This window comes from Streptomyces sp. NPDC026500, from assembly GCF_055567635.1.
In genome coordinates this window covers 57511-81977 of record NZ_JBVHQB010000023.1, presented here as the reverse complement: position 1 = coordinate 81977, position 24467 = coordinate 57511, and the positions used below count along the sequence as shown (strand labels likewise).

Below are 24467 nucleotides of genomic sequence, written 5' to 3'. Positions count from 1 at the left end.
CAAATTGGTGGCGAGACCCCCGGGTGCTTTACCGGCCACCTCGTACGCGCCGGAGCGCGGGATCTGCGCCTGCAATTCGGGCCGTGCGACGGATGTCTGCCTGCATCGCGCACCTTCCGCGGAGCGCGGTTTCCACGGACAAGGCGGGAGTGCAGAGTGGCTGGATTGCGGTGGTCCAGTGTTGATCTTCCCCGTGTACAGTCGATTCCATTGATGTCCGGATGCCTTCGGGAAGGGCCGCGGGGGTGCCGGGGCGGGGACGGTTCGTAAAAGAGCATCGAAGGGCCGCGTTCGGCTTTGTTCCGGTGTATGGCCCCGCACAGTGCCGTGCGCCGGTGCCGCCTCTTCGCCTCTTTCCAGCGTCTCTTACTTTTTCTTTCCGGTTCTTTTCGACATGCAGCGGGGTTGATTTATGCGTGCGGCAGAACAAGACAGTGGTATCGGTGTTGTCGACGACGAAGCACAGGCCGCGGTCGTGGCGGCCGAGGAGATCATCGACGAGGCCTCGGGGGGTGACGGCGCCGGCGTGTTCGGCCACGTGTGGTCGGACGACCGGGTGGCGCACCTGCTGGAGCGGCTCGCCTCGGACTTCGTGCTCGACAACACCTACCGTGAGCAGCACCTGAGCCTCACGGCCAGCGAGAACTACCCGAGCAAGCTGGTACGGATGCTCGGCAGCGGACTGCAGGGCGGCTTCTACGAGTTCGCTCCGCCGTACCCGGCAGAGGCGGGCGAGTGGGCCTTCCCGGACTCCGGCGCGAACGCGTCCCTGGTGGGGAAGCTGACCGGGATCGGCCGGCAGCTCTTCGAGGCGGCCACCTTCGACTGGCGGCCCAACGGCGGCTCGGTCGCCGAGCAGGCCGTGCTGCTGGGCAACTGCGGGCGCGGCGACGGCTTCGTGCACTTCGCGCACAAGGACGGCGGCCACTTCGCCCTGGAGTCGCTGGCCGCCGCGGCCGGCGTCAACACGTACCACCTGCCGATGGTCGACCGGACCCTGCTCATCGACGTGGACCGGCTGGCCACGCTGTGCGCCGAACACCCGGAGATCAAGCTCGTCATCCTCGACCAGTCGTTCAAACTGCGCTGGCAGCCGCTCGCCCAGATCAGGGCCGCGCTGCCCGAGGGTGTCTTCCTCGCCTACGACTCCAGTCACGACGGCGCCCTGATCGCGGGCGGGGCGCTGCCGCAGCCGACGCTGCTCGGCGCGGACGCCGTGCACGGCAACACCCACAAGACCATCGCCGGACCGCAGAAGGCCTACATCGCCTTCAGGGACGCGGACCACCCGAAGCTCAGGGCGGTGTCGGACTGGGTCTGCCCGCAGATGCAGAGCAACTCGCACGCCGAGCTGATCGCACCCATGTACGTGGCCCTTTCCGAGATCGCCCTCTACGGCCACGACTACGCGCGTCAGACGATCGCCAACTCCAAGGCACTCGCGCACGCCCTGCACGAGGAGGGGGTGCGGGTCTCCGGGGAGTCCTTCGGGTTCACCGAGACCCACCAGGTGCACGTCATCACCGGATCGGCCGCCGACGCGCTGCGCCTGTCCCTGGGCGACCTGGCGCACGCGGGCATCCGCACCACCAACATCGAGGTGCCGGGCGCCAACGGGCTGCACGGTCTCAGGCTCGGCGTCCAGGCGATGACCAGGCGCGGGCTGCGCGAGGCGGAGATGCGCGAGGTGGCCCGGCTGGTGGCCAAGGTGGTGCTGCGCCGCGCGGAGCCCGCGACGGTCCGCGCCGAGGTCGCCGATCTGCTCCAGCACCATTCTCTGGACCGACTCGCCTACTCCTTCGACTCCTACGTCGACTCGCCGGCCGCGGCCCGTCTGCTGGGGGAGGTGTTCCGGTGAGCACGGCGACTCCGGCGAGCGCGTCGGCCTCGGCGGGCACCGCGGGCACGGCGACCCGTGCGAGCGGTGCCGCCGGGGCGGGTGCGGCGGTCTCCACCGCCGTCATGGCCCCGACGGGTACGGCGATCCCCGCGCGTGCCGCCGCTCCGGGCTCCCCGGCGGGCCCGATGACCCGCCTGATCCCCCGGCCTCCGCTGCCGCCCGGTGTGCTGGGCGCGGCCGTACGGCCGCGCCGCGCCGACGCCCCGCACGCCGTGATCGGCGCGGAGGTCTGGCACACCGAGTGGGCCCGGCCGCTCCTCGAACGGCTCGGACTGCGGACCGTCATCGCCGACGAGCGGCTGTCGTGTGAGCGGGTGCTCGACACGCTCGCGCCCCAGTCGGTGGCGTTCGTGTGCGAGGAACTCCCGGTCAGCGGCCTGGCCGCGATGGCTTGGGCGGCTCGCCGCACCGAGGCGCTGCGCCGCGACGACCCGCTGCTCGGCGTGATCTTCATGGTCGAGGACCACCGGGCTCTGGACCCCCGTGCCCTCGGCCCGCTCGTTCGCACCCTGTCACCCGGCGACACGGACCTGCCCGACTTCCTCGCCGAAGTGCGGCGCGTGCGGCACGAGTACCACTGGGAACTGCGCAACCGGCGGCCCGGCACGCCGCCGGCCGGGGAAGCGGCGGCGCCCCCCGCCCGGTGGACCGGGACCGTGCCGAACTTCAACGTGAAGCACCCGTCCATGCTGCTGCCGTACGCCCTGCTCTCGGCGCGCACGCGGCGGGACGTCTACTGCGAGATCTCGCCGCAGGAAGCCCTGCTCTTCGTCGCGGACAGCGTCGGCCGGGGTCCGGTCGCCGCCGTCGCCGAGGTCTTCCGCAGGCTCCGGCAGGACGTCGACCAGCTGAACACCGCGCTCGGCTCGCGGCTGCGGCTGCACCTCGATCACGCGGACGACCACGAGGTGGTCCAGGCCGCCTGCGAGGCCGGGTTCGACTCGGTCATGGTCGACGGGTCCGGTCGTACGCTGCACCAGAACGTGCTGTTCACCAACGCGGCCACGGAACTGGCGCGCCGCTACGGCGTCCTCGTCGAGGGCGAGATCGGCTCCATCGACGGGGCCGGGCTGCGCAAGTGGAACAAGACGACCACGAGCGACTTCACCCGGTTCGTCGAGAACACGGACCTCGATCTGGTCGGCGCGCACGTGGGCCAGTTCCACAGCTTCGACTACGGCTTCGCCGCCACCCGCCGGTCGATGGCCGAGGTCGGTCTGCTGGACGACCGTGTCACCGGCGACGATCTGCACGCCTTCGCCGAGGCCTGCGCGCGCGTCGAGAAGGACCTCACGGAGTCCGGGTTGCCCGGCTATTCGGCCGAGCACCGGCTGGTGGCCGCGCTGGCCCGCCGGGCCACGACGCAAGGGGAGGGCCCGGACGCCGGGCCGCGGCTCGACGCGGTGTTCCGCGACGCCCGGACCCGCGTCCCGGTGTTCCAGCGGCCGCTGCTCGATGCCCTGGAGAAGGAGTGGCTGGAGCGGCGGCTGGCCAAGGCCCGGCGCAAGACCGAACTGTGGGACGAGGTCTTCGCCGTCGACCCCGCGCGCGAGCACCGGTACGCGGCGATCGACCACGGGCTCGTCCGGGCCCTCACCGGCGTCCTGGAGGGCACCGGCCGCGCTCTGGTCGTGCACGGCGGCAGCTCGATCTCGCGGGTCGACCTCGCGTCCCTGCCGGCGCACGGGGTCGCCCGGGTGAACTTCGGCAGCGGGGTCTACGCCGACTATCTGGAGGCGCTGCGCGCCCATCTGCCCGTCGATCTCAGCGGGGATCCCAATTCACGCACAGGTGACGGGTCTTGGAAGCACGTGCGGCGCATGTCGTACCTTGCGGAGGCGACACGTGACTGGCGGTCCTGGACCGAGGCGCCGCCGTCCTTCGTCGACACCTTCGTCAGCCGGCTGGAGCGGTGCTACGCGGCCCCGCTCCGTGGCCGTACGCCCGCAGAGGCCCCGGGAGGCCGCAGTTGAGTCCCTTTGAGCAGATCGTCGACCTTCTCGACCGTGAGGAGGCCAGGTACCGCGTGGTCGAGCACCCGGCCGAAGGGCGCTCCGAGGAGGTGTCCGCGGTGCGCGGCACGACCGTGTCGCAGGGCGCGAAGGCGCTCGTGTGCCGGGTGAAGGGGATCGAGTCCCCGGCGGTGCTGGCCGTGCTGGCGGGAGACCGGCGAGCGGACCTGAAGAAGGTCGTTGCCGCGGTCGAGGGCAAGAAGGGCGGGTTCGCCCCGTCGGAACTGGCCGAGCAGCTCACCGGCTGCGTGGTCGGCGCCATTCCGCCGCTGTCGCTGTCCGGTTCGCTGCCCGTCGTCGTGGACGCGGAGTTCCTCGAGGCCCACGAGGAGATCGCCTTCAACGCGGGACGGCTGGACCGGTCGGTGGTCATGGCCACGGAGGACTACGTACGGATCGTGGCGCCCAGGGTGGCGCCCATCGCGGCGCCGGCGGTCCCGGTCGCCGCGGAGTAGGGACCGACACAAGAAAAGGGGGGTGCGTCGGCTTGCGAGTGCGCATCGGGGCACAGTTCGTCGCACTGGCGTGCGCGTGGGGCTCGAGTTTCCTGTTCATCAAGGTCGCGCTGGACGGGCTGACGCCCGCTCAGGTGGTGTGGGGCCGACTGGTGCTGGGCGCGCTGGCGCTCTGCGTGGTCATGGCGGTGACCCGCAGCAGGATCCCCCGGGATCCCGGGCTCTGGCTGCGGCTGTCCGTCGTGTCCGTCCTGCTGTGCGTCGTACCCTTCCTGCTCTTCTCCTGGGCCGAGCAGCACCTCGACTCCGGCATGGCCAGCATCCTCAACGCCACCACCCCGCTGCTGACCCTCGTCGTCAGTACGGTCGCCCTGGCGGACGAGCGGCTCGACCGGCGCCGTACGGCGGGTCTGCTCGCGGGGTTCGCCGGGGTCCTGGTGCTGATCGGCCCGGGGGGCCTGGCCGGTGGCGGCGGCCATCTCATGGCTGAGCTCGCCTGTCTGGGCGCCACCGCCTGCTACGGCGTCGCCTTCGTCTATCTGCGCCGGTGCATCACCCCGCGCGGACTGCCGGCGGTCAGCGTCGCCTTCGTGCAGGTCACCATCGGCGCGATCATCATGCTGGCGGCCACACCGTGGCTCGCGGCACCCGCACCCCGCATCGACGCGCCGATCGCGCTGAGCATGCTGGCGCTGGGTGCCCTGAGCACCGGCCTCGCCTATCTGTGGAACAACAACATCGTCCAGGCGTGGGGCGCGGTGAACGCCGCCGCGGTCACCTATCTCACCCCGGTCGTCGGTGTCACGGCGGGCGTGATCCTGCTGGGCGAGCGGCTGACGTGGAACCAGCCGCTCGGGGCGGTGCTGGTCATCGCCGGGATCATGGCCGCGCACGGTGCGCCTCGTCCGGCGCCGCGGCCGGTCGTGGTGCCGGAGACGGCGGCCGAGGCCGAGGTGGTCGACTCCGACGTCGCGGAGCGCGCGGTCCGCTGAGCCGGTCGGGGACCGGCGCGGTGACTGTCGCTCCGTTTCCGGTCCCCGCCGCTGAAGGAGGCCCGCTCTTCCTCTTTTCGCGCCTGGGTCGCCGCGGCGAGCCCCCGATTCATCAGTGAGTGCACTGGGCTCGGGGTGAACAGCCGGGAGCGAGACGTTGTTCTCCTGGAAGCCTGGGCGTGACACTCTCCATAACTTCGATGTCCTCCCGCCCGGCCCGTTGCAGACCAAGTACGGGACATTCGGCGTTGGGCCAGACCTTCTGTTCCACCTGCCGAACGGGCCCGTCGCCGGAGAGGCGCGTGGACGCCATCGCCAGGCGAGAACGCTGTTCCCAAGGAACCCGGATTCGAACCAGAAGGAACGGCTCCTTCAACTCGCCGCTTGGTCAGCTGACTTGAAGGATCACCCGTACTTCATGAGCTGGGTAGGGATCGGCGCGACCGGCGTGGCTCGGGCTCCCGCTCGGGCACGGCGGGCTCCTCCACCGGGACCGGACCGGTCTCGCCGGCTGCGCGGACTCGCCGGCACGGACAGGACCTCACCCACGCGCTGCCGCGCGATTCAGCCACTCCTGCCAGTCCGCCTCCGCGAGCTCGGCCGGCACCCGCTCCGCCTCCTCCCGCAGCCCCACGATCGACACCATCCCGGCACCTCCACCGACGAGACAACCCGACGGTCCCAGCCTGTCCCGCCAACCCCGACATCATGCCTGAGCTGCAAGAACACACCGCTCAAGTTCCGGTACGGCAACGGCTTCTTAGTGTCGACCGGTGGTCATGACCGCCTCACCGCAGATGATTGTGCAATCGCTGACTACGGGGCCCCGCTACGGGGGCCCTGTGGCGGACCGCCATACCCAGGATGAGTAGGAACATGTACACTCGTCCGAAGATTGGACCAAAGTGGATTACGCCGATCCAGCCCTGGCGACGAGTCAGGACCCGGCGAGTCTTGACCTATTGATATCCACTTCGTGGTGACGGTCATGGTCCGTAGTGGTTCAGGAGCTGGTCGGGGGGCTGGTGTAGTGGCAGCGGCTGCATGCGATATTGCCGAATCGTTCGGCCTTGACCGCCTGGAATGCCAGGTCGTGCAGGGTGGAGAGGTTCCCAGGCAGGCGTACAGTGCGGGCCTGGCGGCGCTCCTCCTCGAAGGTGTCATCCAGGACGTGATGCCGGTACTCGGCGGACCAGTGCAACTGTTGACGGACCGCCAGGTCGCTGGGTCTCGCGTCCGAGGCCGACAGGCTGGTGATCCCGAACACGTATTCCTTAAACCGCGATTGTGGACTCCATGCCCGCGCGCCAAGTCCGGCAAAGCAATGACCGATCACGAGAACTGACTGACCATCATCGTGGAACGGAACTCGCCGGGGCCCTGGTGATGAAAAACGCCGTCGCCGACAGCCAAGCCCATTGACGAGGTCCTGTCCTAGGCTATTCGGGGGAAATAGTGCCGCAAACCTTGCTGAGCAAGCCTTGCTGAGCGTCCATGGCCCTAAACGGCCAGTGGGCGAATTTTCCGAGTCAACGGTCCCCGCAGTCGATGAATTGGACCACTGTATCATTCATGCCCTGCGTATCGACGGTCGGGCGCCGTTCAGCCGGATCGCCGAGGTTCTGGGCGTCTCCACGCAAACAGTCGCCCGTCGCTACGGGCGACTGAGCAGCGAGCTGTCGCTTCGCGTTGTCGGGGTGGTGAATCCGCGGCAACCGTCAGGCGGGAAGTGGATTCTGAGGCTCACGGCCAGCCCGAACACCGCTCAGAGTGTCGCGTACAGCCTGGCTCGGCGGGACGACACCACCTGGGTGCGGCTCGTGTCCGGGGGAACCGAAATCTGCTTCGTCATGAACTCCGCGGCGCACCATGCGCTGCTGTTCCGCGAGATCCCTCGTGTGGCCAACATCGCCGAGGTGTCGGCGCACCGCCTGCTGCATACCTATTTAGGCGGTCCCACCGCATGGCAGGGGCACACTAGCGCTCTCACCAACGAGCAGCAGGAACAACTACGCCGACCACTCGACTCGTCAGATGACGCTGACGAGCCCAAGCTCCGCTCATCCCTGACGCAGGCGGACTGGCAGCTGCTGGACGCGTTGCAGAACAACGGCCGCATCAGCTACACAGACCTCGCCGCCGAGACCGGCCAGTCTTCCTCGACCATTACGCGCCGACTCGCTGCTTTGCAGGCCAGCGGCATGCTCACCTTCGACGTCGAGATCAGTGCGGAGGTATACGGCATCACCACGCAAGCCTTGCTGTGGATGTCTGTCGCCCCCGCGCACCTGAATCAGGTAGCGAGCACCCTGATCCAACACAGGGAACTAGCCTTCCTGGCCTCTACCACCGGCCCGACCAACCTGGTGGCCCTCGTCTTGTGCAAGAGTCCCAGTGAGCTGCATGACTATCTGGCCGATAGGCTCAGCGCGCTGGACTCCATCCGCATGCTCGAAACAAGTCCTGTCCAGAGGACTCTGAAAACCTGCAGTCCGTTCCTGCAAAGCAGCCCCAGACGTATCAATTCAGCCTGACGCGCCTCGTTCCCTCGACCAGAGGTCTGATGACGTGGCCTGGCCTGCGTGAAGTGCGCCCAACCACCGCACCCGTCGGATGCGGCGCTCGCCGCGCCCCGAGCCGAGCTTCCCTGGCTGAACTCCCGCCGAGTTCAGCCAGGGGAAGCGGCGGTGACGTGCAGGAACGCGGGGCCCGGGGCTCGGCCCCGGAATCATCAAGGTGAGTGGCCGGCCTCTCGGCAGCCCAGGGTCATCAGTGGTTGTAGACGAGGTGGGCGATGCGTTCGGCGATCATGATCGTGGTGAGGTTGGTGACGCTGGAGGGCACGTACGGAATGATCGAGGCGTCCACGACACGCAGGGCGGCGATTCCGTGCACGGCTCCGCGGGAGTCGACGACGGCCTGAGGCGAGTCGGCGGCACCCATGGGGGCGGTGGAGGTGGGGTGACCGTAGATGGAGAGGCTGGATTCGATCACCCGCGTCAGTTCCTCGGCGTCGTCGGGCAGTTCGCGCGGCATCAGAAGCCCGGCGAGCGACGGCGCGAGTGCCGGGTCACGGGCCAGATCACGGGCGATTCGTACGCCTTCGAGCATCCGCCGGCGGTCGCGCTCGGTGCCGAGGTAGTTGTGGTCGATCAAGGGCTGGGCAAGCGGATCGCGGCTGGTGAGGCGCACCGTGCCCTGCGCCTCGGGGAGCACGAGAGCCGTGGACAGGGCTATGACGCCGCCGGCGGGCATGAACGGAGCCCCGTTGGGATGCACGGCGACGACGTTCAGATCGAGTTCACCGTCCGCGGCCTCGCTTGAGGCGGTCCACAGCAGTGCGCCGAGGGCCGGAGCCATCTCCCCTCGCCCCGGGGCGAGTGCATGGACCGCGGGGCAGAAAGGGTGGTCCTGCAGGTGTTGTCCGACGGGTAGGTCGGCGAGGGGTTCGATGCCGAGCGACGCCAGGTCGCCGGCGGGGCCGATGCCGGAGCGCAGCAGGATCGCCGCGCTTCCGTAGGTCCCGGCAGAGAGGATCACCTCGTCGGCTTGGTGCACGGTCCCGTCGGCGGTGACCACTCCGGTCGCGCTGCCACCGCGGAACAGGACCCGGTCGACGGTGACGGCACCGTGCACCGTGAGATTCGGGCGAGCGCGCACCTCAACGGTGAGGTAGACCAGTGCGGTGTTCTGTCGGATCCCATCGAGGACGTTGACTGCGAAGGCTCCGACGCCGTCCTGCTCGGCACCGTTGAAGTCGGTGATCCGCTTGTGGCCGCGTGCGACCGCGGCGTCGATGAAGCCACGATGCGCGGGGGTCAGCTCGGAGTCGGTCAGCTGGCGCACGGGCATCGGCCCGCTTCGCCCGTGAAACTCGTCCTCGCCGGTGGGGGTGTTCTCCAGGTCGCGGAAGTACGGCAGGACGTCGGCGAAGCTCCAGTCGTCGAGCCCGTTCTCGGCCCAGCGGGCGAAGTCGCGGGCACGGGCGCGGAGGGCGGCGCCTGCGTTGACGGCGGAACTCCCGCCCATCACCTTGCCGCGCAGGGCGACCATCGAGGGGCTCAGTCGCCCGCCCCGCGAGGTGTATCCCCAGTCGTGATCGAGATCGGCGATGCGGTTGGCGTCGAGCAGTGAGTCGGGGAACCGGGTGGGGCCGTAGTCCGGCCCGGCCTCGAGCAGCACGACGCGCCGGGCGGGGTTCTCGCTCAGGCGCGCGGCGAGCACCGCGCCGGCCGACCCGCCGCCGACGATCAGGACGTCGGCCGGTTCGACGGAGTGGGACAAGGTAGGACCCTTTCGATCTCGCTGGAGTTGGAGGGAGCGTCCCGGTGGCGAGCCGCCGCGGGCGACATCGGAACCGCGCTCACGGTGCGAACGTGAGCGTTGCCGGAACCAGGTTCAGTTCCGGATGACACCCTTGTTCCGCATGAGGAAGTCGGCCAGGTAGCCGTCGTGCGGTACCGAGGGATCCATCCAGTGGGTGTGCTGGCTTCCCAGGTACAGGTTGCTGATGGTCGGCTCGTCGAGCAGGCGGTCGATGAGCCGGCTGTCGTGGGTCATCGCGTTGAGCACGAGCGTGTTCCTCAGCGGCTCCGTGCCGGCCTCGGGTGTCCACGGCGCGATCCACACGCAAGGGAACGGCAGTTCCACACCTGCCTGCGGAGCGGCCGGATCGTCGAGTTGGAAGACGGCCGGCATCAGCGCGGCGCTCCCGTCCCCGAGTTCACCCACGACGCCGTCGCCGCCGAGCCAGGGCCGGGCGCCGGCTGCCTTCTTGAGCAGGTGCGTTTCGATCGCCTTGGCGACCGCGACCGGCTGTACGGGGAGTACGGCCTTGTCGTCCTCGGGCGGCAAGGGGGTCGCGGCGGACAACCGTGCCGCGACCGCCTCGGCGAGCGGAGTCGGGTCGCCCTCCACGAAGACGGCTGTCGTGTTCACGCATCCGGTCCCGCCGTGGCCGCTCACGGATGAGACGATCTCGTCCAGGTGGTCGCGCCAGTCCACGTCGGCCGTGATGAGGATCTTCGACCGACCCGGCCCCTGCGGCAGCACCGTCGCGGCCTCGCCGTACTTGCGGGTCACCTCCTCGCCGCCGTACACCATCCCCAGGTCGGCGCCGCGCAGGATGGCGTCGGCACCGGCGTGGTCGGTGGGCAGGAGCACCACCTGGTCGTCGGCGAATCCCGCGCTCCGCAGTGCCGCCACGAGCCGGTGCGGGGTGAAGGGATCGCGGCTCGACGGGCGGACCGCGACGCGGTAGCCCAGCGCCAGTGCCTCCGGCCAGATGCTGTGGGTGCCGGGGTGGTTGCCCGCGGCGTGCACGGCGAACACGTCTCCGCGCCGTGTCCACACCGAACGCCCGGTCCGCGTCAGCGGATCGCGCCAGTTGTCGACCGCCCCCCGCGGGCGCGCGCACTGGACGCTCGCATGAGCCTTCGCCACCCGCTCGGCGACCGTCGTGGTCGCCGTGACGACGGAGGAGATCGGGACGCCACCGACCCTGCTGACAGCGTGTTGGTACTCCTCGACGGTCAGGCCGTCGATCGTCGCGGTCGCGAAGAGCTTGGCCGCACGGATCATCGCGTCGGCCCGTTCGTCGGCCGGCATGATGCTGCTCCGGCGCAGCGCGGCCATGGTGCGGTTGACGAACAACGGCGGCACGAGGCTCAGTTCCGCGAGGACCGTGCCTGCCACATCGGTGACCGTCTGTATGTTCCTGGAGCGGTAGGCACCCGTTGCGCCGAGCGCGGGCAGGTCGATCATCAGTAGACCCCCTCGATGACGTCCTCGTCCTCGAAGACCGCGACCGTGGAGATGTCGGCGACCGAGTCCCCGACCAAGCCGTTCACCTGAGGAATCCGGGTGGCGAGGTCACGTTCCAGGTTGCTGGGCAGCAGGAAGGACTTGCTGACGTGGTTGACCAGCACCCGGCCCCGCTCTCCGTAGGGCACCGGCTCGAGGCCCTTCGGATCGACGACCGTGAAGGTCACGTAGGGGGAGAGCGAGTCGAAGACACACGGATCGTCGAGGGAGATCCCGGCGCGCTCGCCCGCGACCCCGATGATCATCGTGCTTCCGTACTCGCCGCACAGCGCGACCTCGGGGAACACCTCGGTCTTGAAGAGGTGCCGGGAGTCGGCGTCCATCTGCGTGCCTCCCCACCTGATGCACTTCACCCGCTCGTTCACCAGGGCGACCAGCTTCTCGTCCCTGGCCAGCCGTTCCAGCAGCGGGGGCGTGATGGTGAGCAGGCCGATGTCCTGCGTCCGCAGGACATCGGCGGCCTGGTCGATGAGGTGCTGGGCGTAGGCGTCGACCTGCCCGAACTGACCCTCGGCGATGAGCCGCTTCACCCAGCGCGGATCGAGGTCGATCGTGAAGCCGTGGCGGCCGTGCGTCACGGCGTGCTGCCGGAACAGGGTGCCCACGACGTGCGGCCCGGTCGGGATGATTCCCAGCCAGTTCCCTCCGCGTGGCACACCGTGACGGTCAAGGTTCGCGTTGCTCCAGCTCACCATGCGGTGCAGCCAGTCCCGCATCAGAACGACCCGCTTCGGGGCGCCCGTGGTGCCGCCGCTCTCGAAGAACCCGATCACGTCGGGCTGTTTTCCGTATCCCCTGGGAATCAGGTCCTCGCCACGGACGTCACGAAGGTCCGCGGCCACGTTCGGGAAGAGCCGGAGATCCTCGTGCGTCTTGACATCGGTTCGCGGATCGAAGCCGAGAGTAGCGGCTCGGTCCAGCCAGAACGTGCAGCCGGTCTCGGGATTGAAGTGCCACTCCATGGCGGCGCGGATGAACTCGTCCGGATCGGGCTGGACGTCGAACGGAAGATCCAGGATCTGGTCTGCGGTAAGAGGCATTGTCTCTTCCTCATGGAAAGGGTCGGGTGTGTCCGGGCACGACGACGACGCAGCCGAAGCCGTGAAGGGCGGTGAGCGCCAGGAGGGTTCGTCGAAGGAGCGGGGACTACGGTTGCAGCCGGCTCGTACGCCACTCGAGCGAGTCGCGGTCATAGCGCAGCCTGCGGTGCAGCCGGTCCGAGCTCGCGGACCAGAATTCGACGACGTCGGGCTGCAGCCGGTAGCCGACGAAGAACTCCGGCCGCGGCTGGGGCTCCCCGGTCAGTTCCAGGCTGCGTGCCCTGGCGCGCAGAGCCTCGACGTCCTCCAGCGGCTCGCTCTGCTCGGTGACCGTCGACATGGCGTGCAACGGAATCGGCCGGGCGGACCACAGGGCGTCCGACTCGGCGTCGGGCAGCAGCTCGACCGGACCGGAGACGATGATCTGCTGACCGGTCTCTCGCCAGTACAGCAAACCCGACGCCCACCCCGTAGCAGCGAGTTCGCGTCCCTTCTGGCTGCAGCTGTGGCTGCTGAACACCAGACCGAGGTCGGTGACATCGGTGATGGCGACTATCCGGTTGGAGGCGCGGCCGCGGGAGTCCGCGGTGGCCAGCGCCAGCGCGCTGGGCTCGCGGACTCCGATGTCCCGTGCCTCGGAAAGCCAGCTGCGCACCAGCTGGAGAGGCTCCGACGGCGGCTGGTCGTACTCGGGGAAGGGGAGGTCGACCTTCCCGCTGAGGGACTCGTATCCACTCGCGTCCATGAAAGGCCCCCCGCTAGACATTGATTGTTCCCTCGGCAACCATCGCGGCGTGCCCGCCGACGCGGACCGAGCTGATCGACTCGCCGACCCCTTCGGCGGTCGCCCTCATGACCGACGGGCGTCCCATTTCCACGCCCTGGGTAATTCTGATCTCCTGCCCGTACTCGGCGAACCCGTGTCTGGCCAGGTGAATCGCGAGAGGCCCGGCGGCGGAACCGGTCGCCGCGTCCTCGACCACGCCGTAGGCGGGGGAGAACATCCGCGTCCGCCAACCCCCGTCCGCCTCGGCGAAGCAGTTGGCGGCCATGTCGGGGAAGCGCGAGAGGGCGCGGTGATCCGGGTGGAGAGCGGAAAGCGCCTCGACGTCGCTCAACCCCACGAAAACGTGACGCGGCCCGTTGTGGTAGATCTCGACCGGGGCCGTCGATGCCCCGACCCCGAGTGCGGCCAGGAGCTCCGTGGCGAGATCGTAGGGCTTCGAACTGGGAACCGGCTGCTCCATCCGGACCCACGCGGCGCCGTCGCGGGTGCCCAGCTCGAACGGGATGGCACCCATCGCGGTCTCCAGCAGCAGCCTGTCGCGTCCCCAGGTCCGACCGAGCGCGAAGGCCGTGCCGAGCATCGGGTGCCCGGCGAACGGCAGTTCGTTCACCGGGGTGAAGATCCTGATCCGTGCGTCGCCGTCCTGCTCGGCCGGCAGCACGAAGGTGACCTCGGAGAGGTTCATCTCCTTCGCGATGCGTTGCATCGTCTCACCGGTCAGATCCTCGCTGTCGAAGAAGACGGCGACCGGGTTGCCCAGCAGGGGCTCGCTGGCAAAAGCGTCTACGACCATGTATCGGTGCATTACGGGCGCTCCAGGGCTTGTGCCGGTACCGAGGGCCCGGCGGAGAAGGCGAGGCCGAGCGAGTCGATCCCCTCGGCCACCGCTGCGACGTCGAACCCGGTGCGGTGGTCGGGTGCGTACCCGATCAGCTCGGCCGCCCGGTTGGGGGGCAGTTGCTGATCTGCCGGAACGTCCGAGTCCCACCACATGACCGCGCCCCAACGGCCGCGTTCACGGTCGGCGATCCACAGCTTCAGGCGCAGTCCCTTGACCTCGTGCCACGGCTCGACGGAGCCGTCACGAAGATCCTTCTCCAGGGATTCGACGGTCTGGTGGGACCTGGCCAGGTCCCACCAGACGACATCCACTCTCATCGGCCGAGCACCCCCTGTATCGCCTCTCTGATGATGCGCGGGCCGTCGACGGTGAGCACCGACTCGGCGTGGAACTGCATCGAGGCGAAGCCCGGCCCGCGTAGCGCGTTCACCTCGCCGGTCTCCTGGTCCCGGCTCACCTCGACCACGCCGATCCCTTCGACGGTTCGCTCGCTCACCGCGCTGTGCCCGGCGAACGTGTTGTAGAAGCCCACTCGTTCGGGCACGCCGAACAGTTCGATCTCACGCTGTACGCCCTGGTTGGGTACCTCGCGGCGGTGCAGCTCGAAGCCGAGCTTCGTGCTGAGCACCTGATGGCTCAGGCACACGGCCAGCATCGGCCGGCGACTCGCCAGCGCGGTGTCGATCGACTGCCGCAGCTTGGCGATCTTGGGGTGGGAGGTCGTCCGCGGATCTCCCGGACCGGGACCGAAGACCGTCAGGTCGTAGGCCGCCACGTCGTACGGCTCGTCGAAGCGGCGGACCTCCACGGACAACCCCAGTGACCGCAACTGCTGGTCGAGCATCGCGGTGAAGGTGTCCTCCGCGTCCACGACCAGTGCCGTCATGCCGTCCAGCGAGGCCCCGGCCGACGGACGGTCATCCTTGTCCTTGTCCCGGAGCCAGAAGCCCGCGATCCCTTCGTTGCGGCGCTCCAGGGCGGCGAGGACCTCCGGGTCGGCCGCGTAGCCGGATGGACGGTCGGACTTGAGCGCGTTGAGCAGGGTCGCCAGCTTGCCGTGGGTCTCGGCGGCCTCGGCCATCGGGTCGGAGTGGCGCACCAGCGTGGCCCCCACGGAAATGTTCATCCGGCCGCCGGGATCGATGTCGGCCGTCCGGATCAAGATCGCCGAGTCGAGTGTCTGCTGTCCGGCCGCGTCCCGTCCGATCAGCGCGGCGACCCCGCTGTAATAGCCGCGTCCGTTCGGTTCGTAGCGCGAGATGACCTTGGCGGCGCTCTCCAGCGGGCTCCCGGTGACGGTCGGGGCGAACATCGTCTCGTGCAGGACCTCGCGCACATCGCGGTTGGTCCTGCCCTCGATCAGGTATTCGGTGTGAGCCAGCCGCGCCATTTCCTTCAGGTACGGCCCGTGGACGCGCCCGCCGTCGTCGCACAGCCGGGCCATCATCTTCAGTTCCTCGTCGAGGACCATGTAGAGCTCGTCGGTCTCCTTGGTGTCGGCGAGGAACTCCATGACCCCCTGCAAGCTGGGGCCGCCGGACGGATACCGGTACGTACCGCTGATCGGGTTCATGACGGCCGTGCCGCCGACGAGCGAGACGTGGCGCTCCGGTGTCGCACCGACGAGAGTGTTGCGGCCGGTGTGGATGATGAAGGTCCAGTAGGCCTTCTCCTCGCGCTCCAACAGCCGCCGGAAGAACGACAGGGCGCTGGTCGGCGAGTAGTCGCCGATGTCCGCGACGAACGAGCGCTTCATCACGAAGTTGGCGCCCTCGCCGGTGCCGATCTCCTCGGTGACGATCTGACGCACCATCTGCGCATAGGCGTCGTCGTCCATGTCGAAGTGTCCGTCGGTCAGTTCCGTCGGGACCTGCGGGAAGCCGGCGAGCGCTTCGGCGGCCGGCACCGTGTCGCGAGTGGTGAGGCTCATCGCGAGCAGGGGCGTGGCGTCGTCCCGCGCGGCGAAGCCGCGATCGGCCAGCTGCCGGTAGGGGACGAGCACCAGCGTGTCGAGCGCGGGACCCGGCCCGGAGTCGTCGGCCAACGGGATGTCGTCCAGCGACTTGTACTCGGTCACCTGGCCGGCCAGGACGTCCAGCGTGCCGGGGGAGCCGCTTTCGGGACGGTGGATGATCGCGAAGGCGGGGAGTTCCAGCGCGAGAACCTGCTCAAGCAGGGCGCTCATGCGAGCACGTCCTCGGTTCGGACCACCATGGCGCAGCACCGTGCCGCGTATTCGAGGGTCATCTTGTGGCGGTCTTCGGAGAAGTCGCCGAGCGCGTCGGCGACCAGGAAGGGCTGGATGTCGTTGGAGAACGCCTCCAAGGCGGTCGACAGCACACCGATATGCGCGTAGACGCCGCAAATGATCAACTGGTCACGCTGTAGCGCGCGCATGCGCTGGAGCAGCTCCGACCCGAAGAACGCGCTGTAGCGCCATTTCGTGCTCACCCAGTCGTCCGCGTCGGGTTCGAGTTCGGGAACGACCGCGCGTTCGGTCTCGTCAGTGCGCATGCCGGGGCCCCAGAAGTCCTTCAGGAGCCCACGCTGCCGGTCCGTCATCCCGCCGGGCTGGGCGGTGTAGGCCACCGGCACCCCCAGCGCTCCGCAGCGCTTCTTGAGGTCGGCGATGTTGCTCACCAATTCGCTGCGCATGCCGTCCTCGAAGGGCTTGAGGAAATAGCTCTGCATGTCGTGGATGAGGAGCACCGCCCGATCCGGGTCGACGGTCCAGCGCACGGTGTTTTCCGGCAGCGCATCCCTCGGCGGCAGTCTGTAAGGCGCGATCGGCGGTATTCCCGTCATCACAAGGCTCCCTCTCTAGGAATCTCAGTACTCGGACCACGCAGAGACCACCTTGATGGCCTGGGGGGTGTTGAGTCGCGGATCACACAGGCTGGTGACGGGGCCCGACCCCAGCTCGGCCGTGTCCAGCACGCACTCGGTCACGTCGTCGGGGGTCGCCTCGAGGTGAAGTCCCCCGGCCGGAACCCCCGCCAGGTCCAGGACCCGCCGGAAGCCGCGGACTTCCCGGGCGACGGTTTCCACGAGCCGGTACTTGGTGCCGTCAGCCGCGCAATCGGTGTTCCCGTGCATCGGGTCGCTGAGCCAGACCACCGGGTGCCCGGCCGACTGCACAGCCTCGACGAGCCGGGGCAGCCTGTCGGCGACGAGGTCGGCGCCCATGCGCACGATGAGTGAAAGCCGGCCCGGCTCCCGCTCCGGGTCCAACCGGTCGCACAGCTCGACGATCTCGCCGGCGGTCATCGACGGGCCGACCTTGCAGGCGACCGGGTTGGCCACCTGGGCGAGCAGTGCGACGTGCGGGCCGTCGATCTGCCGGGTCCGCTCGCCGATCCACGGCCAGTGGGTGGAGCCGAGCAAGTGCCGACCGCCGTCGCGCTCTCGGAGCATCGACATCTCATAGTCCAGAAGCAGCGCTTCATGGCTGGTCCAGACAACAGGCCCGTCAAGCCGAGGTGCTGACCCGACCCACCCGAGCCGCGTCGTGATCTCCCGCGCCGCCATGTAGCCCGTGAGCATGCGCAGTGGATCGGGACGCCTGCTCTCGTGGGTGGGCTCCGGCCCGTTGATCATGTGCCCGAAGAAGGACGGCAGTTCGTCATCGCCGAGTTTTTCGACCTGGCTGGAGCGGGGCTTGCAGAACTGCCCTGCGATCCGCCCGACCCGTAGCGTGGGCTTGCCGGTGGCGGTCTCCAGGTTCTGGGCGAGCAGATCGATGAGTCCGGTCTTGCCCTGAATGTGCCCAGCGGTGCACTCGGCCGGGTCCTCCGCACAATCTCCGGCCTGGAGCACCTGCATCTCGCCGGTGGCGACGCGGGCCAGGTGGGAACGGAGGTTCTCCACCTGCGCCGCGGTCACCAGCGATGTGACGGACGACAGCATCGCCCGTACGAGCTCGACCTGTGAGGGACTGTCCCATTCGGGCTGATGGCGCGCCTGGGCCCTATCGATGTCGGCAAGGATGTTTCCCATAACGACCTTCTCCATTGATTGATAAGAAGACGCCTGGCGAACGGCGTTCAGGTCGGTATGTCGGCCCGCTTGACCTGAGGGACGGCGATGCCCAGAGCCCTGAACTGCTGGCAGGGGTTCATGAACTCGCGCTGGCGCTTGATCTTCCCGTTCTCGAACAGGAAGGAGTGCAGGAAGTGATTGCGGTAGTGGCCGTCGGGATAGTCGGGGAAGCGGATCGTTCCCTCGCCGTCGCATTCGACCCAGAACTGGTTGGGGTCCTGCGTGTCGAAGATCTCGACGTTCGTCCAGGCCCAGTCGGGGAAGCACTTGAGCGACCATTGGCCGTGGTCACCCAGTCGGTCCCTGCCCGTGATGACGATCGGCTGCCCCGTTTCGGTCGTCCAGAGACCACCGGTGCCGTCTTCGGTGAACAGAAGGTGCCGACGCAGGCGATCCTCCCCGCGGGTATTCATGTACTGCGCCACGATCGCACGGTTGCTCGCTCGCAGTTCCGCGTCGCCGCGGGAACTCGACAACGTATCGGTGGTTTCAGCGGTGCCGGTGATGTCGACCATTGGCTCTTCCTGTAGTGCCGAAGTAAAGCGGGATCACCGCGCGCACAAGGGCAGACCCAACAATTCATGACGACGCCGAAAGAGCACAATCATGCATTGGTTCATGAGATTTCTGTTGAACCCCCCTCCCGCGCTCGGCGGGTAGGCGGAATCTTGTTCATGCCGTGGCTGGTTCGGGAAGCCGAACACCGCTGTCTGACCGAAAAATTCCAGCCGGAATCACCGTCTGATGGATCTGCTCCATGGCGGGCGCGACTCTGCCTGAACACTCGTAACACGATCTTGTGGCTGTGGGCTGGTGGGCCGTGTCCGGTGTGACGATTCGTCCGTTGTAGTGGTGTGAGTGCACCGTGGATGGTCGATGACGAGCTGTGGGCGCTGATCGTGCCGGTCCTGCCGCCGTGGCCGGAGCGCTCCCCGGGACCGCGGCCGGTGGACGACCGGCTGTGCCTGCAGGGGATCCTGTTCGTGCTGTTCACGGGCGTCACGTGGCAGCAGTTGCCGCCTGAACCGGGCTTCGGCTCGGACCACCTGATCCGCGACGGCAGCGGCACGCCGCCGAAAGTGATCACGACCGGCGGCAACGTCCCCGACATCACCCAGGCACTCGCCCTGGTCGACGGCGTCCCGTCCGCGGCCGGCCGGGTCGGCCACGCAAGCGGCCCGAGTCCCTTCCCGGTGACAAGGGTGACGGCAGTCGGCACGTCCGACGCGAGCTGACCCGGCGTCGGGTCCTGCCTGTCGTCTCCCGTCGAGGCGAGCCCGACATCCGCGGCCTCGGCAAGCTCCGCTACGTCATCGAGCGGACCTTCGCCCCGCTCCACCAGTTCAAGCGCCTCGCCACCCGCTGGGAACGACGCCTCGACCTCCACGACTCACTCGTCTCAGTCGCATGCGCCCTCGTCTACTGGCGAAGGATCAACAAGCCGACACCGTGATCGTGTTACGAGCTCTGAGCCCCGATCCACCGATCGGGGCTCAGAGCGACGGCCAGTCGACCGTCCGGGAGTCGGCCCGCCCGCCGGCCTGCACTCCTGTCCCCTGTATGAGGGACGCCCGCGACCACTACTACCGGCAGCCCGGAGCTCCGGACCGGCACCGGTGCCCGGACACGTGCCGCCGGCCTGGCCGTCGGCGCGGGCTGGAGCCTCGCATCCGACGTGAATTTCGGCCACGCGAGCCGCGCTCGATGGAACGAACAAGCCAATACGGCGCCACGTGCGGTGGCCAAACCTATGGGGCACTTATGTTCGCGGTGCGCACCGCACATCTCGATGATTTCCATGTCGAAGGATTCGGGAATCTATTGCCGAGCATCGGCCGCGATCACCCATATATTCCATGACTACCCCACACAAGGCACTTGCCCGACCGGAAGGAATTCCAGTGAAGCGTATTGGTGAACATGCGGTGGTGCTGGGAGCGAGTATCTCGGGTCTACTTGCCGCCCGGGTGCTCTCCGAGGCATTCGACCGGGTAACGGTGGTGGAGCGTGACCAGCTGCCGGAGGGGCAGCGGACTCAGCGGCGAGGTGTGCCGCAGGGCCGCCACGCTCATGGCCTGCTCTCCAAGGGTGCGAAGATCTTCGAGGAGCTGTTCCCCGGGATACTCGACGACTTCGTTGCCGGTGGCGCGCCCGTCATCGACGGACCCGCCGAGCTGCGGATGAGCTTGGGCGGGCACTTGTTGTGCATGGACGGCGAGTACGCCGATCTGTCCCGCACCTACCAGCCGAGCCGGCCGCATCTGGAGAGTCGGCTCCGCGCCCGGATCGGGGATGTCGCGAAGATCAAGCTCATCGACGAGTGCCAGGTCACCGGCCTCGAGACCACCTCGGACAATGACGCTGTCACCGGTGTGCGTGTCAGGTACGTGGGCAGCGGCTCCGAGGATGTGATCCCCGCCGATCTGGTCGTGGACGCGACCGGCCGGTCCGGACGTACCACCAAGTGGCTGGTCGAGATGGGATACGAGCCGCCGCTCGAGGAGCGTATCGACGTCGACATCATGTACACCAGCCGGTATCTGCGGCCGGCCCCGGGTTCGATGGGCCGTGAGAAGGTCGTGATCATCGGGCACGCACCGGGGAGCCCCAAGGGCGCGGAATTCCTGGAGGAAGAGGACGGCCGCTGGGTCCTGACGCTGATCGGATACCGCGACCACCATCCGCCGACCGACCCGGCCGGGTGGGTGGAGTTCGCCAGGCCGCTGGTTCCCGAACACGTCTTCGCGGCGATCCGCGACGCTGAGCCGCTCAGCGAGATCTCCGCGCACCGGTTCCCGGCGAGCGTGCGCCGTCGCTACGAGAAGCTGACCCGATTCCCGCGCAGGCTGCTGGTGGTGGGCGATGCGATATCCAGCTTCAACCCCATCTACGCCCAGGGGATGACGGTGGCCTCGCTCCAGGCGATGGCGCTTCGTGACTCGCTGAGCGGTGACCTGGATCAGGTCGCGCAACGATTCTTCCGCAAGGCCGCCAAGCCCATCGGCGTCGCCTGGAAGATGGCGACCGGCAGTGACCTGGCCCTGCCTCAGATCGAAGGTCCGAGGCCACTTCCCGTGCGGCTCATCAACTCCTACATGGACAAGGTGCTCGCCGCAGCCGAAACGGACATGGTCGTGGCCGAGAAATTCCTGAAAGTCCAGTACCTGCTCGAACCGCCGACAGCAGTGTGCACCCCGGGCATCATGTGGCGCGTTCTGATGGGAAATCGCCGGCGGCGCTCCCCGGCACACACCAGTTAATGGAGGTAACGAAATGACCCTCTCCATCGCCGACAAAATCCTTCGGCTCTCCCTGACCACGTTCCCGTTCATAGACGCGTCACAGTTCTTTCCATCGCTCTCCACGTACAAGGTTGACAGAGCCTTCGAGCTCGCCGAGTTCGAGGAGGCCATGAAGCACTTCTTCCGGGGGAATCCGCTCTTCTCCAAGTGCCACTTGGTAGAGCTGACCTTCGACACTCCTGAGGATTTCCCCCTCTCGTCCTTCCAGGGACTCCTCGCGGAAAAGTACGAAAGCTTTTACGACAGCTTTCTGCTCGCCTCCGTCACCTATCGCTCCGACCCACACCTGCAGGGTATCTTCACGTGCATACCGTTTCCGCTGCAGGACGGATACAAGGTTTTCCGATTCCACCAGGCGCTGATGAGCACCCTGAAGACCCGGCAGGACGGCTTCCGGATCGCCGAAGGCCTCGCAGAGCTGGAGATCCGGGCTGATGAGCTGGCGGCCTTCTTGCCGCCCGCTCAGACTTCGCCCTCCGGTGCGAGCAAGGAACTCCCCGTCACCTTCACCGAAGGCGCTGACGCGCCGGTCAAGATCGGCTCCTTTTTGGAAAGAATGAAGGCGGATTTCCTCGACCGCGACAGTGCGAACATGTTCGTCCTCAAGAACAGTCTTTACTCGCCGAAGCTGCCCCTTGGCAACACGCTTCGGTTCCTGACGGTGCCGCGAAGCTTCATCGAGCAGAGCACGGGAATCCAGATCCGTGACTACTATCGCGCCGAGGAGCAGCGGCAGATAGACGCACTGTCTGGCGTCGAGCGGCGAGAAGACTTCATTGAAGCCGGCCAGGCCCGAATCGGGAAGATGATTGCCACGCCCGACGTCTTTGCCGTCAACAACTACGGCAATGTATCGGCGCACGACGGCTCGGACGCCCATGCGGACCAGGGCACGCTCGTGAAGTACGAGTGGCATATGCCGCTCATCGTGTTGGGGCTTACCGTGGGCGAGAGGTCCGGACTCTCGTGGACGATCACCATTCGCGACAAGGCGTTCAACTTTGCGACGGTCCGTCGAATTTCCCCGCAGGATGACATCGCCAAGGCGGCTGTCGGAGACAATCCGGCAGCGTCCGTCGCATGAACCGCCGGTGACGTGCAGGAACGAGGGGTCCGAGGCTCGGCCTCGGAGTAAATGACGTGACTGTTCGTGAAAACCTGAATATTTCACGAACAGTCAAGGACCGCTCGTCTTCTACCGGTCGGGTGGCCAGGGGTTCGCGTCCCCGGCCGCCCGACCGCGTCCCTGTCTCCGCCGCACCTATGGAAACGTACCCAATGGACGCGCCGAGCGGTCCGCAACGATGCCGCGAACAGACGCGAGAGGCTTTCCGATGAGTATCCCCGCCCTGCCGACGTTGACCCTCGCCGACGACCTGAGCATCACTCGGATGGGATACGGCGCGATGCAGCTGACCGGTCCCGGTGTCTTCGGACCGCCCAAGGACCGCACTCGGGCGATCGCCGTGCTGCGCGCAGCGGTCGAGCTCGGCATCACCCACATCGATACCAGCGACTTCTACGGGCCGACCGTCGTCAACGAACTGATCAAGGAGGCCCTGCACCCCTACCCGGCCGGCCTGCACATCGTCACCAAGGTCGGCGTCCGCCGCAGCGCCACCGGCGGCTGGATCACCTCCCTGGACCCCGCCGACCTCAAGGCCCAGGTCCACGAGAATCTCCGGCACCTCGGCCTGGAGACCCTGGACGTGGTCAACCTGCGCACGGCCGCATTCGGCGGTGACGGGTCCTCCGTCGCCGAGCCGTTCGGCACCTTGGCCGGCCTGCGTGAGCAGGGCCTGATCCGTCACCTCGGCCTCAGCGGGATCACCGGCGCCCAGCTCACCCAGGCCCAGGCCATCGCCCCCGTGGTCACCGTGCAGAACCAGTACAACCTGGTCGACCGCGCCGACGACGACCTCGTCGATCGCTGCGCCGAGGAGAACATCGCCTACGCCGCGTTCTTCCCCCTTGGCGGCGGATTCCACCCACTGCGGTCACGGACCCTGCGCGACGTCGCCTGCCGCCTCGGCGCCTCCGAGCAGCAGGTGGCGCTCGCCTGGCTGCTGCGGCGCTCGCCGTCGACGGTGCTGATCCCCGGAACCTCCAGCGTCGATCACCTGCGGGAGAACATCGCCGCGGCCGACCTGCAACTGCCCGAAGAGGCGATCGCCGAACTCAACACCATCGGGCAGTGACCCTGAGCGCGGTCAAAAGACCTCAACGCCAAGCTCCGCACCTGCATCGACGGCAAACTCGATTGAGACCAGCAGGATCACGCGACACCAGAGAAGGCGGCAACCAATGAACATTCGAGACCTCCACGACGAGTTCACCGCGGACCGCGCCGCCGCCGAGCGCGCCTACTACGGGAAATTCCTCACCCTTGAGGGAGTCTCAATTCGAACGGGCGAAAGCCAATACGGTACGCCGGTGGTCGAGGTGTCAGATACCCCCGGAGGCCCCCACCTCGCCATCTTCGTGCTGCCGTTCGACCACCGAATCAAGGAATCATTCCGGCTTGTGCGAAGCGTCCCCCTGGGCGTCCCCGTCACCGTCAAGGGAGAATGCCGGGTCTTCAGCGAGGACGGAACGGTGCTGGTCATCAAGGAGTGCGAACTCCTCACCCCGTGAGTCCCTGCGGGCCATTTCCCGGAGCGGCGATGCGTGACGGTCTGTCGGGCAGGGCGGGCCGGGAAGCGTGACAGGCACGGTCTCCCCGATCATGGACTTCTCCACGCCCCGTGATCCGAGTGGAAGACCGTGCCTGTCTGCGCGTCATCGCCGATGTCGCCCGCTCTTGACCGGCTCCGCGGGGCAGCGCCGCTGCTGCCCGCCCGGCAACGGCCCTCCGAGTCCGCGGTGCGGCGGCTGCCGGCCCGGATCGACGGTGACGCCCTCGACGCGGCGGTCGGGCGCCGGCTCGCGGACCGATCGTCGTCAAGGGCGACATGAAAAAGCTCCGCAGGCAGCTCAAGCCCCTTCGCCAGAAGGACATCCCGCTCCAGGGCCGGGGTCAGGGCCGGGGCACAGGCCACGGCCGCGCGGACACCACGTCCGCGACACCACCTTCGCCGAGGACGCCTCCGAGCTGCGGACCGGCATCGCGCCATGGCCACGCCGAGGCCCTGGGGGCGGGTGCGCGTGAATATCCACCACCAGGAGGGTCCCCGGTGGAACGAGTCCGTCAATATTGCGTGATAAATTCCGCTCGGATCACCGACTGCCTTTACTTACAGGGACACAGCCGCTCGTTCCGAAACGATCGCCCTTTCGA

Annotated in this window: 22 protein-coding genes; 11 read left to right on the top strand and 11 right to left on the bottom strand. The window is 67.9% G+C overall.

The window, feature by feature from the left end:
- The first annotated feature begins 412 nt into the window (after window positions 1-412).
- Genes ACZ4N5_RS33495 through ACZ4N5_RS33480 form a run of 4 tightly spaced genes read left to right on the top strand, consistent with a single transcriptional unit; the run spans window position 413 to window position 5359 of the window.
- Entirely contained in the window at window positions 413-1858 is a 1446-nt protein-coding gene (locus tag ACZ4N5_RS33495) for a PLP-dependent aminotransferase family protein (RefSeq protein ID WP_467760782.1), read from the top strand.
- Complete coding sequence (locus ACZ4N5_RS33490) at window positions 1855-3873, top strand: class II fructose-bisphosphate aldolase (RefSeq protein ID WP_467760781.1); 2019 nt, start codon at window positions 1855-1857, stop codon at window positions 3871-3873. The genes ACZ4N5_RS33495 and ACZ4N5_RS33490 overlap by 4 nt, the downstream gene beginning before the upstream one ends.
- Entirely contained in the window at window positions 3870-4367 is a 498-nt protein-coding gene (locus ACZ4N5_RS33485) for a YbaK/EbsC family protein (protein WP_467760780.1), read from the top strand. Before ACZ4N5_RS33490 ends, ACZ4N5_RS33485 begins: the two co-directional genes overlap by 4 nt.
- Before the next feature lie 38 nt (window positions 4368-4405).
- Complete coding sequence (locus tag ACZ4N5_RS33480) at window positions 4406-5359, top strand: DMT family transporter (RefSeq protein WP_467760837.1); 954 nt, start codon at window positions 4406-4408, stop codon at window positions 5357-5359.
- 1003 nt (window positions 5360-6362) lie between these two features.
- Here the strand turns inward: ACZ4N5_RS33480 and ACZ4N5_RS33475 are convergent.
- Window positions 6363-6626, bottom strand: a complete 264-nt coding sequence (locus tag ACZ4N5_RS33475; RefSeq protein WP_467760779.1) for a hypothetical protein — start codon at window positions 6624-6626, stop codon at window positions 6363-6365.
- Between the two features lie 244 nt (window positions 6627-6870).
- Here ACZ4N5_RS33475 and ACZ4N5_RS33470 point away from each other — a divergent pair, with 244 nt between their 5' ends.
- Window positions 6871-7893: an Lrp/AsnC family transcriptional regulator gene (locus ACZ4N5_RS33470; protein WP_467760778.1), complete on the top strand. Its 1023-nt coding sequence runs from the start codon at window positions 6871-6873 to the stop codon at window positions 7891-7893.
- 235 nt (window positions 7894-8128) lie between these two features.
- Here the strand turns inward: ACZ4N5_RS33470 and ACZ4N5_RS33465 are convergent, their stop codons facing one another.
- The 10 genes from ACZ4N5_RS33465 to ACZ4N5_RS33420 form a co-directional block, all read right to left on the bottom strand.
- Complete coding sequence (locus ACZ4N5_RS33465; RefSeq protein WP_467760777.1) at window positions 8129-9643, bottom strand: GMC family oxidoreductase; 1515 nt, start codon at window positions 9641-9643, stop codon at window positions 8129-8131.
- Between the two features lie 114 nt (window positions 9644-9757).
- A complete protein-coding gene (locus ACZ4N5_RS33460) occupies window positions 9758-11122 on the bottom strand; it encodes an aldehyde dehydrogenase family protein (protein ID WP_467760776.1) in 1365 nt (454 codons plus the stop codon).
- Window positions 11122-12222: a phenazine antibiotic biosynthesis protein gene (locus ACZ4N5_RS33455; RefSeq protein ID WP_467760775.1), complete on the bottom strand. Its 1101-nt coding sequence runs from the start codon at window positions 12220-12222 to the stop codon at window positions 11122-11124. Before ACZ4N5_RS33455 ends, ACZ4N5_RS33460 begins: the two co-directional genes overlap by 1 nt.
- 106 nt (window positions 12223-12328) lie before the next feature.
- Entirely contained in the window at window positions 12329-12967 is a 639-nt protein-coding gene (phzG, locus tag ACZ4N5_RS33450; protein ID WP_467760774.1) for a phenazine biosynthesis FMN-dependent oxidase PhzG, read from the bottom strand.
- A 13-nt stretch (window positions 12968-12980) separates the two neighbouring features.
- Window positions 12981-13802 carry a PhzF family phenazine biosynthesis protein gene (locus tag ACZ4N5_RS33445; protein WP_467760773.1) on the bottom strand — a complete coding sequence of 274 codons (822 nt, stop codon included), beginning with the start codon at window positions 13800-13802 and terminating at the stop codon, window positions 12981-12983.
- An 11-nt stretch (window positions 13803-13813) separates the two neighbouring features.
- Entirely contained in the window at window positions 13814-14167 is a 354-nt protein-coding gene (locus ACZ4N5_RS33440; RefSeq protein WP_467760772.1) for a hypothetical protein, read from the bottom strand.
- Window positions 14164-16035, bottom strand: a complete 1872-nt coding sequence (locus ACZ4N5_RS33435; RefSeq protein ID WP_467760771.1) for an anthranilate synthase family protein — start codon at window positions 16033-16035, stop codon at window positions 14164-14166. Before ACZ4N5_RS33435 ends, ACZ4N5_RS33440 begins: the two co-directional genes overlap by 4 nt.
- Window positions 16032-16655 (bottom strand): isochorismatase family protein, encoded by a 624-nt coding sequence (locus ACZ4N5_RS33430; protein ID WP_467760770.1) that lies wholly within the window; start codon window positions 16653-16655, stop codon window positions 16032-16034. Before ACZ4N5_RS33430 ends, ACZ4N5_RS33435 begins: the two co-directional genes overlap by 4 nt.
- 24 nt (window positions 16656-16679) lie before the next feature.
- Window positions 16680-17846, bottom strand: coding sequence for a 3-deoxy-7-phosphoheptulonate synthase (locus ACZ4N5_RS33425; RefSeq protein ID WP_467760769.1), 1167 nt, complete (start codon window positions 17844-17846; stop codon window positions 16680-16682).
- Window positions 17847-17893: 47 nt separating this feature from the next.
- The gene (locus ACZ4N5_RS33420) at window positions 17894-18403 is read right to left on the bottom strand and encodes a PhzA/PhzB family protein (RefSeq protein ID WP_467760768.1); all 510 of its coding nucleotides are present in this window, start codon (window positions 18401-18403) and stop codon (window positions 17894-17896) included.
- Window positions 18404-18742: 339 nt separating this feature from the next.
- Here ACZ4N5_RS33420 and ACZ4N5_RS33415 point away from each other — a divergent pair, with 339 nt between their 5' ends.
- The 6 genes from ACZ4N5_RS33415 (at window position 18743) to ACZ4N5_RS33390 (ending at window position 23824) form a co-directional block, all read left to right on the top strand.
- Window positions 18743-19123: a transposase gene (locus ACZ4N5_RS33415; protein WP_467760767.1), complete on the top strand. Its 381-nt coding sequence runs from the start codon at window positions 18743-18745 to the stop codon at window positions 19121-19123.
- On the top strand, window positions 19120-19341 hold the full coding sequence (locus ACZ4N5_RS33410; protein WP_467760836.1) for a transposase: 222 nt from the start codon (window positions 19120-19122) through the stop codon (window positions 19339-19341). The genes ACZ4N5_RS33415 and ACZ4N5_RS33410 overlap by 4 nt, the downstream gene beginning before the upstream one ends.
- A gap of 448 nt (window positions 19342-19789) precedes the next feature.
- Window positions 19790-21148, top strand: coding sequence for an FAD-dependent oxidoreductase (locus ACZ4N5_RS33405; protein ID WP_467760766.1), 1359 nt, complete (start codon window positions 19790-19792; stop codon window positions 21146-21148).
- A 13-nt stretch (window positions 21149-21161) separates the two neighbouring features.
- The gene (locus ACZ4N5_RS33400) at window positions 21162-22274 is read left to right on the top strand and encodes a hypothetical protein (RefSeq protein ID WP_467760765.1); all 1113 of its coding nucleotides are present in this window, start codon (window positions 21162-21164) and stop codon (window positions 22272-22274) included.
- 250 nt (window positions 22275-22524) lie between these two features.
- Window positions 22525-23388 (top strand): oxidoreductase, encoded by an 864-nt coding sequence (locus ACZ4N5_RS33395; protein ID WP_467760764.1) that lies wholly within the window; start codon window positions 22525-22527, stop codon window positions 23386-23388.
- The gene (locus ACZ4N5_RS33390) at window positions 23306-23824 is read left to right on the top strand and encodes an OB-fold protein (RefSeq protein ID WP_467760835.1); all 519 of its coding nucleotides are present in this window, start codon (window positions 23306-23308) and stop codon (window positions 23822-23824) included. The genes ACZ4N5_RS33395 and ACZ4N5_RS33390 overlap by 83 nt, the downstream gene beginning before the upstream one ends.
- Window positions 23825-24467 lie beyond the last annotated feature (643 nt).

Coding starts and splice junctions, on each gene's coding strand:
- ACZ4N5_RS33440 (WP_467760772.1), bottom strand. CDS start 14,167: ATGAGAGTGGATGTCGTCTGGTGGGACCTGGCCAGGTCCCACCAGACC.
- ACZ4N5_RS33445 (WP_467760773.1), bottom strand. CDS start 13,802: ATGGTCGTAGACGCTTTTGCCAGCGAGCCCCTGCTGGGCAACCCGGTC.
- ACZ4N5_RS33495 (WP_467760782.1), top strand. CDS start 413: ATGCGTGCGGCAGAACAAGACAGTGGTATCGGTGTTGTCGACGACGAA.
- ACZ4N5_RS33400 (WP_467760765.1), top strand. CDS start 21,162: ATGACCCTCTCCATCGCCGACAAAATCCTTCGGCTCTCCCTGACCACG.
- ACZ4N5_RS33435 (WP_467760771.1), bottom strand. CDS start 16,035: ATGAGCGCCCTGCTTGAGCAGGTTCTCGCGCTGGAACTCCCCGCCTTC.
- ACZ4N5_RS33420 (WP_467760768.1), bottom strand. CDS start 18,403: ATGGTCGACATCACCGGCACCGCTGAAACCACCGATACGTTGTCGAGT.
- ACZ4N5_RS33455 (WP_467760775.1), bottom strand. CDS start 12,222: ATGCCTCTTACCGCAGACCAGATCCTGGATCTTCCGTTCGACGTCCAG.
- ACZ4N5_RS33430 (WP_467760770.1), bottom strand. CDS start 16,655: ATGACGGGAATACCGCCGATCGCGCCTTACAGACTGCCGCCGAGGGAT.
- ACZ4N5_RS33460 (WP_467760776.1), bottom strand. CDS start 11,122: ATGATCGACCTGCCCGCGCTCGGCGCAACGGGTGCCTACCGCTCCAGG.
- ACZ4N5_RS33395 (WP_467760764.1), top strand. CDS start 22,525: ATGAGTATCCCCGCCCTGCCGACGTTGACCCTCGCCGACGACCTGAGC.
- phzG (WP_467760774.1), bottom strand. CDS start 12,967: ATGGACGCGAGTGGATACGAGTCCCTCAGCGGGAAGGTCGACCTCCCC.
- ACZ4N5_RS33425 (WP_467760769.1), bottom strand. CDS start 17,846: ATGGGAAACATCCTTGCCGACATCGATAGGGCCCAGGCGCGCCATCAG.